General features: G+C 74.5%; 8 protein-coding genes and 1 pseudogene. 8 read left to right on the forward strand and 1 reads right to left on the reverse strand.

What is annotated here, in order from left to right:
* Window positions 1-191: 191 nt before the first annotated feature.
* The 5 genes from GTW08_RS04240 to GTW08_RS04260 are packed head-to-tail and all read left to right on the forward strand — an operon-like array spanning window position 192 to window position 4,189.
* Complete coding sequence (locus tag GTW08_RS04240) at window positions 192-953, forward strand: DeoR/GlpR family DNA-binding transcription regulator (protein ID WP_073576800.1); 762 nt, start codon at window positions 192-194, stop codon at window positions 951-953.
* A 26-nt stretch (window positions 954-979) separates the two neighbouring features.
* On the forward strand, window positions 980-1,927 hold the full coding sequence (gene pfkB / locus GTW08_RS04245) for a 1-phosphofructokinase (RefSeq protein ID WP_073576934.1): 948 nt from the start codon (window positions 980-982) through the stop codon (window positions 1,925-1,927).
* Window positions 1,924-2,373, forward strand: coding sequence for a PTS sugar transporter subunit IIA (locus GTW08_RS04250; RefSeq protein ID WP_062398515.1), 450 nt, complete (start codon window positions 1,924-1,926; stop codon window positions 2,371-2,373). The genes pfkB and GTW08_RS04250 overlap by 4 nt, the downstream gene beginning before the upstream one ends.
* Window positions 2,370-3,884 (forward strand): PTS fructose transporter subunit IIC, encoded by a 1,515-nt coding sequence (locus GTW08_RS04255; RefSeq protein WP_073576801.1) that lies wholly within the window; start codon window positions 2,370-2,372, stop codon window positions 3,882-3,884. Before GTW08_RS04250 ends, GTW08_RS04255 begins: the two co-directional genes overlap by 4 nt.
* Before the next feature lie 26 nt (window positions 3,885-3,910).
* Window positions 3,911-4,189 (forward strand): HPr family phosphocarrier protein, encoded by a 279-nt coding sequence (locus GTW08_RS04260; protein WP_062398519.1) that lies wholly within the window; start codon window positions 3,911-3,913, stop codon window positions 4,187-4,189.
* Between the two features lie 148 nt (window positions 4,190-4,337).
* Here the strand turns inward: GTW08_RS04260 and GTW08_RS04265 are convergent, their stop codons facing one another.
* Window positions 4,338-6,356: a beta-galactosidase gene (locus tag GTW08_RS04265; RefSeq protein WP_073576802.1), complete on the reverse strand. Its 2,019-nt coding sequence runs from the start codon at window positions 6,354-6,356 to the stop codon at window positions 4,338-4,340.
* 207 nt (window positions 6,357-6,563) lie between these two features.
* Here GTW08_RS04265 and ppc point away from each other — a divergent pair, with 207 nt between their 5' ends.
* The 3 genes and pseudogenes from ppc to GTW08_RS04280 form a co-directional block, all read left to right on the forward strand.
* Complete coding sequence (gene ppc / locus GTW08_RS04270; protein ID WP_083658824.1) at window positions 6,564-9,332, forward strand: phosphoenolpyruvate carboxylase; 2,769 nt, start codon at window positions 6,564-6,566, stop codon at window positions 9,330-9,332.
* Window positions 9,333-9,412: 80 nt separating this feature from the next.
* Window positions 9,413-9,613, forward strand: a complete 201-nt coding sequence (locus tag GTW08_RS04275) for a hypothetical protein (RefSeq protein WP_062398523.1) — start codon at window positions 9,413-9,415, stop codon at window positions 9,611-9,613.
* 49 nt (window positions 9,614-9,662) lie between these two features.
* Window positions 9,663-9,904: pseudogene (locus GTW08_RS04280) on the forward strand (hypothetical protein); the annotation flags it as partial.

Raw genomic sequence — 9,904 nt, forward strand, 5'->3', positions numbered from 1 at the left:
CGGCTCGCCCGGCGGCTCGGCGACGCGGACGACGCGGCCGCCGGCGCGGCCGGGGCTGGCGGGGATTCCGATGAGGGCGGTCGTGCTCGGCATGAGTGGCTCCCGGGGTTACCTCGACGTGACCCGTTGACAAACACAGTAAAACCCACATACTCAGACACAAGCAAGCATCGAAGCGGGAGCGAACAAAGATGTACGCAGCGGAGCGTCAGCAGTGGCTGCTCGACCGGACCCGGGACCGGGGCCGGGTCGACGTAGCCGCTGTCGCCGAGGAGCTCGATGTCACCCCCGAGACCATCCGCCGGGACCTCGGGGCCCTGGAGCGCCAGGCCCTCGTCCGGCGGGTGCACGGCGGGGCGATCCCGTCGGACCTGCTGAACTTCGAGCCCGGGGTCGGCCAGCGCGACAGCCAGTTCGGCGCGGAGAAGGAGCGGATCGCCAAGGCCGCCCTCGCCGAGCTGGGCACCGCCGCGACCGTCCTGCTCGACGCCGGGACCACGACCTCCCGGCTCGCGAGCACCCTGCCCCGCGAGCGCGACGTCACCGTCGTCACCAACTCGCTGCCGATCGCGTCCTCGCTGGCCGGGCGCCCGAACGTGGACCTGCGGCTGCTCGGCGGCCGGGTCCGCGGGACGACGCTGGCCACCGTCGACGACTGGGGCACCGAGGTGCTGGCCGGTCTCACGATCGACGTCGCCTTCATCGGGACCAACGGCTTCTCCGTGGCGCGCGGCCTCACCACACCGGACACCGGCGAGGGCGCGACCAAGCGGGCGATGCTGCGCGCCGCCCGCCGCACCGTCGTCCTCGCCGACGCCAGCAAGTTCGGCTCCGACCAGTTCGTCCGCTTCGGCACGCTGGCCGAGGTCGACACGCTGATCACCGACACCGGCCTCGACGCGGCGGACGCCGCCGAGTTGGAGGCCGCCGGCCCGAAGGTGGTACGCGCATGACCCCCCGCACGCTCCCGACCCCGCCCATGTTCGTGACGGTCACCCCGAACCCGAGCCTGGACCGGACGATCGCGCTGCCGCACCTGGTGCGCGGCGAGGTGCACCGCGCCGGGTCCGTCCGGGTCGACCCCGGCGGCAAGGGCGTCAACGTCGCCCGTGCGCTGGCCTCGGCCGGGCACCGGGCGGTGGCTCTGATGCCGTCGGGCGCCACCCCCGGTGAGCGCCTCGCGGCGCTGCTGGAGCCGACCGACGTCACGACCGTCGCCGTCCCCGTCGCCGAGGCCACCCGGGTCAACATCACCCTGGTCGAGCCGGACGGCGTCACCACCAAGATCAACGAGCCGGGCCCGCGACTGTCCGCCGACGAGGTCGAGGCGCTGTTCCAGCGCGCCTGCGCCCTCGGCGCCGGCGCCACCTGGCTGGTCAGCTGCGGGTCACTCCCCCCGGGGGTCGGCGACGACTTCCACGCCGAGCTGACCCGGCGCTGCCGCCGTCCCGGCCTGAAGGTCGCGATCGACACCTCGGACGCGCCGCTGCACCACGCCGTCGCGGCGGCCCCCGACCTCGTGAAGCCCAACCACGCCGAGCTGGCCGAGCTCGTCGGGCGCCCCCTGGGCAGCCTCGGCGACGTGCTGCTGGCCGCCCGCGAGCTGCGTGCCCGCGGGATCGGCGCGGTCCTGGTCAGCCTGGGTGCCGGTGGTGCCCTGCTGGTCGACCGGTCCGGCGAGTACCACGCCCGGACCCCTCCGATCACCGTGCTCAGCACGGTGGGCGCCGGTGACTCCACCCTGGCCGGGTTCCTGGCCGCGGGTGGGGAGGGACCCGACGCCCTGCGGCAGGCCGTGGCCTACGGCGCCGCCGCCTGCCGACTGCCCGGTTCCGCCACGCCGGGTCCGGCCGACATCCGAATCGACGACGTCGAACTGGCCCCCACGCCGGACGTCACCCTCGCCCTCACCGGAGATGCCGCATGACTGCCCTGATCACCGCTGATCTGGTCGACCTCGACGTGCCGTCGGCCGACCGGAAGACCGCCGTCACCGCGCTCGCCGAGCGCCTGGTGAAGGCCGGCCGGGTCACCGATCTCGACCGGTTCCTCGCCGACATCGAGGCCCGCGAGGCCCAGATGCCGACCGGCCTGGAGGGCGGCATCGGCATCCCGCACTGCCGCTCCGCGGCCGTCACCGAGCCGACCCTGGCCTTCGGCCGGGCGCCGTCGGGTGTCGACTTCGGCGCCGAGGACGGCCCCGCCGACCTCATCTTCATGATCGCCGCCCCCGAGGGCGGGAACACCGACCACATGACGGTGCTCGCCGCGCTGGCCCGTCGCCTGGTCCGTGCCTCGTTCAAGAACGAGCTCCGCAACGCCACCGACCCGGCCGCCGTCGCGACCTTCATCCAGCAGGAGGTGGGAGCATGAAGCTCCTCGCCGTCACCGCGTGCCCCACGGGCATCGCGCACACCTACATGGCCGCCGAGGCCCTCGAGGTCGCCGCCGAGGAGTCGGGCCACGAGATCGTGGTCGAGACCCAGGGCTCGGCCGGCTCGACGCCGTTCACCCAGGCCCAGCTCGACGAGGCCGAGGCCATCATCCTCGCCGCCGACGTCGAGGTCCGGGACAAGGAGCGCTTCGCGCACCTGCCCACGGTGACCTCGCCGGTCAAGAAGGCCATCGGCGGCGCGCCGGGCCTGATCGAGCAGGCCGTCGCCAAGGCCACCGCCCAGCCGAAGGGCACGGCCGCCGCGGCGGCCCCGGCCCAGCGCGACGGCGCGGAGATGGACACCAAGAACTTCGGCTCCGGCTTCGGGTCGCGCCTGCGCGGCTGGCTGATGACCGGCGTCTCCTACGTCATCCCGTTCGTCGCCGCCGGCGGTCTGCTGATCGCGCTGGGCTTCGCGCTCGGCGGCTACCAGATCACCGAGGCGCCCGACGTCGTCTCCTTCGGTGACGACGGCGTCGCCTCGGTCGCGTTCGACCCGGGTGCACTGCAGTCCTGGGCCGCGCTGTTCTTCCAGGTCGGTGGCCTGGCGTTCGGCTTCCTGGTCCCGGTCCTGGCCGGCTTCATCGCCTACGCCATCGCCGACCGCCCGGCCCTGGTGCCCGGCTTCGTCGGCGGCATGATCGCCGTCCAGACCCAGGCGGGGTTCCTCGGCGGCCTGGTCGCCGGTCTGCTCGCCGGTGCGGTCGTCTACGGCCTCAAGCTGTGGCAGCCGCCCCGCGCCCTGGCCGGGATCATGCCGGTGCTGGTGCTGCCGCTGATCGGCACCGCGGTCGTCGGCGCGATCATGTTCCTGGTCGTCGGCACGCCGCTCGCGGCGGCCACGACCGGCCTGACCAACTGGCTCAACGGCCTGTCCGGCACCAACGCGATCCTGCTCGGCGCGCTGCTCGGCCTGATGATGGCCTTCGACATGGGCGGCCCGGTCAACAAGGCCGCCTACGCCTTCGCCGTCGCCGGGCTGTCCACCGGTTCGGAGACCGCGCTGATGATCATGGCCGCGGTGATGGCCGCGGGCATGACGCCGCCGCTGGCGCTGGCCCTGGCCACCGCCGTCCGCAAGAACCTGTTCACCAAGGTCGAGCAGGAGAACGGCCGGGCCGCCTGGCTGCTGGGCGCCTCCTTCATCACCGAGGGCGCGATCCCGTTCGCCGCGGCCGACCCGCTGCGGGTCATCCCGTCGCTGATGGCGGGCTCCGCGGTCGCCGGTTCGCTGTCGATGGCCTTCGGCGCGACCCTGCGGGCCCCGCACGGCGGCATCTTCGTGGTCCCGCTGATCGGCAACCCGTTCGCCTACCTGCTGGCGATCATCGCGGGCACCCTGGTCTCCGCCGCCCTGGTCGTCGGCCTGAAGTCGGCCCGCCGCACCCCGGCTCCGGCCGCCGCCGAGCAGACCGCCACCGCCCCGGCCGCCGCGCCGGTCGCGGGCTGACCCACCCGAGAGAAGGAGCACCCACCATGGCCGAGCGCCGTGTGAAGGTCGGTTCGTCGGTCGGGCTGCACGCCCGCCCCGCCAACCTGTTCGTGACCGCCGCCAAGGAGCAGGGGGTCAAGGTGAGGATCGGGACCGCCGACGGCGAGCGTGGCCCGGTCGACGCCGCCTCGATCCTGTCGGTGATGGGCCTGGGAGTGAAGTCCGGCGAGGAGGTCGTGCTGACCTCCTCCGACGACGAGCAGGGCGAGGCCGCCGTCGCGGCCCTGGCCGAGCTGCTGGAGCAGGACCTCGACGCGAGCTGACCCCACGTCACCCGGTACGACCCCGACGCCCCGCCGCGCCTCCCGCGCGGCGGGGCGTCCGGCCGTCCGCACCCCGATCCTGCCGCCGCTGCCGAGATGCACGTTTCCGCCCTCCCGGGGGCGGAGACGTGCGGCTCGATCCCGCAGCTCAGTCCCGCAGGACGGTCACCCCGCGCGGGGGCAGGGTGCCTGCCGGGCCGGCGAGCACCTCCGCCGCGCCGAGGGGCCCCAGGTCGGCGGGGGCGTCGGTCCGGTTGACGACGAACCGGAAGCCGTCGCGGCGGACCAGCTCCACCCGGCCCACCAGCTCGCCGGGCAGCTCGGGGGCGATCCCGGCGGCGGCCAGCAGACGTCGCAGCAGCGGGGCGCGGTCGGCGAGGCGGGTCGGGACGTAGGTCGCCGACCCGTCCCCGACCGGGCGGCGGGTCACCGCGGGCAGCCCGGCGAGGTCCCCCGCGGCCGGGTCGGTACCGCCGCCGGTCCAGCGGGCGAGCACCTCGACGGCCGGGTCCACCACCTGCACGGCCTCGCTCCACAGGTCACCGGTGGAGCCGTCGTCGAGCTCGACGACGGCGCCCGGGTCGAGCGGCGCGAACTCCTCGACCCGGATGCCCAGCAGGTCGCGCAGCGCGCCCGGGTAGCCGCCGAGGACGGCGTGCGCGTCGTCGTCGACGGTGCCGGAGAAGTAGGTGGCGACCAGGTGCCCACCGGCCCCGACGTAGGCGGTCAGCGCGGCCGCCCGGTCCGGGCCGACCACGTGCAGCACCGGGGCGACGACCAGCCCGTAGCCGGACAGGTCCGCGTCGGCGGACGTGACGTCGGCCCGCACCCCGGCGTCGAGGAACGCCCGGTACCAGCCGAGTGCCTCGGCCTTGTAGCGCAGCTCGGTGGTCGGGGTGAACGGCTGCTCGGCCGCCCACCACGACGGCCAGTCCCACAGCACCGCGGCCGGCGCGGGGACCCGTCGCGCCCCGGCGACCGGGGCCAGGTCGCGCAGGGTTGCCCCGAGCGCGGTGACGTCGCGGAACAGCGCCGAATCCGGCCCGGCGTGCGGCACCATCGCCGAGTGGAACTTCTCCGCGCCCGCCGCGAACTGGCGCCACTGGAAGAAGCAGAGCGCGTCGGCGCCGTGCGCGAGGTGGGTGAGCGCGTCGCGGGCGAGCTCCCCGGGGCGCTTGGCGCGGTTGACCGGCTGCCAGTTCACCGCCGACGTCGAGTGCTCCATCAGCCACCACGGGTGCCCGCAGGCGAGGTTGCCGGTGAGGTTGGCCGAGAACGACAGCTCGTCGCGGGCGTCCGGGCCGGGGAACACGTAGTGGTCGTTGGCGACGACGTCGACCTCGGGCGCCCAGGTCGCGTAGTCCATGCCGCTGGTCTCGCCCATCACCATGAAGTTGGTGGTCACGGGCACGTCCGGGGTGAGCGCGTGCAGCAGGTCCCGCTCCGCGCGCAGGTGGTCGAGCAGGGCGTCGGAGGAGAAGCGGGCGAAGTCGAGCTGCTGGGTCGGGTTCGGGTGGGTGCCCGGGCCGGTGCGGCGCGGGGTGCCGATCTCGTCCCAGTCGCCGTAGTGCTGGGACCAGAACGCGGTGCCCCAGGCGTGGTTGAGCCGGTCGAGGTCGCCGTAGCGGCGCTGCAGCCAGGCCCGGAACGCGACCTGGGCGTCGTCGGAGTGGTCGTGGACGTCGTGGCAGCCCAGCTCGTTGGACACGTGCCAGGCGGCGAGCGCGGGGTGGTCGCCGTAGCGGCGGGCGAGCCGCTCGACCAGAGCGAGGGCGTGGCGGCGGAACACCGGGGAGGTCGGGCGGTGGTGCTGGCGCCCGCCCGGCGCCAGGGTCCGGCCGTCGGCGTCGACGGCGAGGATCTCCGGGTGCCGGTGATGCAGCCACGGCGGGGGTGACGCCGTGCCCGTCGCGAGGTCGACGGCGATCCCGCCCGCGTGCAGCAGGTCCAGCACGTCGTCGAGCCACCCGAGGTCCCAGCGGTCCGGCGCGGGCTGGAGCAGCGCCCAGGAGAAGACGCCCACGGTCGCGACCGTCACGCCTGCCTCGCGCATGAGCGCGACGTCGGACTCCCACACCGCGCGCGGCCACTGCTCGGGGTTGTAGTCGGCCCCGAACTCGATGCGGGGACGGGAGGCACCGGGGGTGCGACGCAACCAGCGGGTCATGCGCCCAGTGTGGCCCGCGATGATGTGCGATGTCGTGCGGATGTGTCCGAGTTCGTGCGGATCAGGTTTCCCCGGGGTTACGGGCGGCGCCAGCGATGGCCCCGCCCCGCGCCGGCGGGGGACGATGCCGCTGCCCGAACCCCGTTCCCGACGACGCGAGCGGCCCGTCCCGACCCGCGCCACCGCGCGGAGAACCGGAGAGCCTGCGTGAGCCCCTCGGAGACCACCGCCCTCGCCCCCGACTCGCTGACCGCGCACTCGGGCGTCGTCAGCGAGAGCGAGCAGAAGGCGCTGCGCGCCGACATCCGGCGGTTGTCGACGATGCTCGGGCGGACGCTGTCCGACGAGTCCGGTCCCGAGGTCCTGGAGCTGGTCGAGCAGGTGCGCCGGGCGGCCCGGGACTCGGCGCGCGGCGAGGCCGGGCCGGACGTCGTCGCGGCCCTGCTCGACGGGATCGACACCGGCACCGCGGTACTGCTGGCGCGGGCGTTCTCCCAGTACTTCCAGCTGGCCAACGTCGCCGAGCAGCTGCACCGGTCCCGTGAGCTGCGGGAACTACGACCGGTCGATGCGCGACCGCTGCGGACGGTGCTGCGCCGCCTGGCCACCGAGGCCGACCCGGACGAGGTCGCCGACGTACTGGCCCGGGCCGAGCTGCGCCCGGTGTTCACCGCGCACCCGACCGAGTCGACCCGGCAGTCGGTGCTGGGCATCCTGCGCCGGATCGTCGACGCCCTCGACGACCGGGCGCCCGACGAGGAGCTCGCCGCGCTGGTCGACCTGCTCTGGCAGACCGACGACATCCGCCCCGGCAAGCCGATGGTGATCGACGAGGCCCGCAACGTCGCCTGGTTCGCGGCCCGGCTCGGCGAGCGGACCGTCCCCGACCTGCTGGGCGAGTTCGCCCGGGAGGCCGCCGAGGCGGGGCTGGAGATCCCCGACGACGCGCGTCCGCTCGTACTGGGGTCGTGGGTCGGCGGCGACCGCGACGGCAACCCCAACGTCACCCCCGCGGTGACCCGCGAGGTGCTGGAGCTGAACGCCGACCGGGCGATCCGGATCCACACCGCGCTGGTGGAGAAGCTGGTCTTCGAGCTGTCGGTGTCGACGCGGGTGATGGGGGTGTCGGAGGAGCTGCGCGGCTCGCTGGCCCGGGACCGCCGCGCACTGCCCGCGGTGCACGACCGCTACATCCGGCTCAACGCGCACGAGCCGTACCGGCTCAAGCTGTCCTACGTCGCGGCCCGGCTGGAGAACACCCGCCGGCGGATCGCGGCCGGCGCCGCGCACGAGCCGGGCGTCGACTACCTGGGGTCGGCCGGCTACCTGGAGGACCTGCTGGTCGTCGACCGGTCGCTGCGCGGCCACCACGGCGCCCGGATCGCCGGCGGCACCCTGGCCCGGGCGATCCGCTCGGCCCGCGCGCTGGGCCTGCACCTGGTCGAGATGGACGTGCGCGAGCACTCGCAGAAGCACCACGACGCGCTCGGCGCGGTGTTCGACGGGCTCGGCGAGCTGGAGAAGCCCTACGCCGAGCTGACCCGCGACGAGCGCCGGGAGCTGCTCTCGGCGGAGCTGCGCAGCAAGCGGCCGCTGTTCCGCCGCCACTACGGCGTGCCCGAGGCCGCCGCGCCGGTGCTGGATCTGTTCGACACGGTGCACGCGCTGCAGCACGAGTTCGGCGACGAGGTCGTGCGGACCTACATCGTCTCGATGGCCCGCGACGTCGACGACCTGCTCGCCGTCGCCGTGCTGGCCCGCGAGGCGTACATGGTCGAGATCGGCGACGACCCGCGTTCTTCGATCGACCTCGTGCCGCTGTTCGAGACCGTGGAGGAGCTGTCCCGGGCCGGGGAGCTGCTGGAGGGGCTGTTGTCGGACCCGGGGTACCGGCAGCAGGTCCGCAACCGCGGTGACCTGCAGGAGATCATGCTGGGGTACTCCGACTCCAACAAGGGCGCAGGGATCACCGCGTCGCAGTGGCAGATCCACCGGGCGCAGCGCCAGCTGCGCGACGTGGCCGCCGAGCACGGGGTGCGGCTGCGGCTGTTCCACGGCCGCGGCGGGTCGGTCGGGCGCGGTGGCGGTCCGGCCGGTGAGGCCATCGCGTCGGCGCCGTTCGGGTCGGTCGACGCCACGATGAAGCTCACCGAGCAGGGCGAGGTCATCTCCGACAAGTACTCGCTGCCCAGCCTGGCGCACGACAACCTGGAGATCCTGCTGGCGTCGATGCTGGACGCGTCGCTGCTGCACCAGGCGTCGCGCTGGCCGGCCGAGACCCTGAAGCGGTGGGACGAGGTCATGGACTGCGTCTCCGAGGCGGCCACCGCGACCTACCGGACGCTCGTCGACGACCCGGGCCTGCCGCTGTTCTTCACCGCGGCGACGCCGGTGGAGGAGCTGGGGCGGCTCAACGTGGGGTCGCGGCCGTCGAAGCGGCCGGGACAGGGCGAGCCGACGCTGGACGACCTGCGGGCGATCCCGTGGGTGTTCGGCTGGACGCAGACCCGGATGGTCGTGCCCGGCTGGTACGGCCTGGGCTCGGGTCTGAAGGCCGCCCGCGAGGCCGGCTACGCCGACGAGCTCGCCGAGATGCGGGAGTGGGCGTTCTTCCGGAACCTGATCGGCAACGTCGAGATGACGCTGGCGAAGACCGACCTGCGGATCGCGTCGAACTACGTCGCGACCCTGGTGGAGCCGGAGCAGCAGGGGCTGTTCGCGCAGATCCGGGCCGAGCACGAACTGACCCGCCGCGAGCTGCTCGCGGTGACCGGGGAGGACCAGCTGCTCGCCCGGCACCCGGTGCTGCGGGGCACGCTGTCGGTGCGCGACACCTACCTCGAGCCGCTGCACCACCTGCAGGTCGAGCTGCTCGCCCAGCGCCGGGCCGCGGGCGACGACCCGGATCCCGACCTGGAGCGCGCCCTGCTGCTGACGATCAACGGGATCGCAGCCGGGATGAAGAACACCGGCTGAGCCCCGGTACCGGGCCGGGCCGGACGCGGGACCGGACCCGGGGCGGCACCGCCGCGGCGCCCGACCGGTACGTTCCGGACATGGAGCACGATCGGAACACACCCGGCCCGGAGGGCCCCGCGACCCGCCGGGTGGTCGCCTGGGTGCTGATCATCGCGCTGGCCGGGCTCCCGCTCAGCTACCTGGCCGGGACCGCGGGCCCGCAGATCGTCGGCGCGCTGGTGGTCGTCGCGCTGCTGGTCGGCGGTGTGGCGTTCTGGCTGCACCGCCGCACCCGCTGACCGGCCACCCGCCGGAACCGGTGCGGCCGCGGGCTGCTGGACTGCCCGGGTGCAGTACCGCCACGCCCCGGCCGCGAACCACGCGGCGCTCGACGCGGTGCTGGCGTCGGCGCCGGGCCGCCCGACCCTCCCGGTACGACTGACCGTCGAGCTCGCCGGCCGCGCCCGCGTCCACCTGCCCGCCGACGTCCCGCTCACCGTGTGGGACCCGTGCTGCGGCGCCGGGGTGACGCTCGCCGTGCTGGGCCTGCTCGTCCCCGGCCTCGCGCGGTTGGTGGGCACCGACGCCGA

The organism is Pseudonocardia sp. SID8383 (assembly GCF_009864975.1).
Taxonomy (GTDB): domain Bacteria; phylum Actinomycetota; class Actinomycetes; order Mycobacteriales; family Pseudonocardiaceae; genus Pseudonocardia; species Pseudonocardia alni.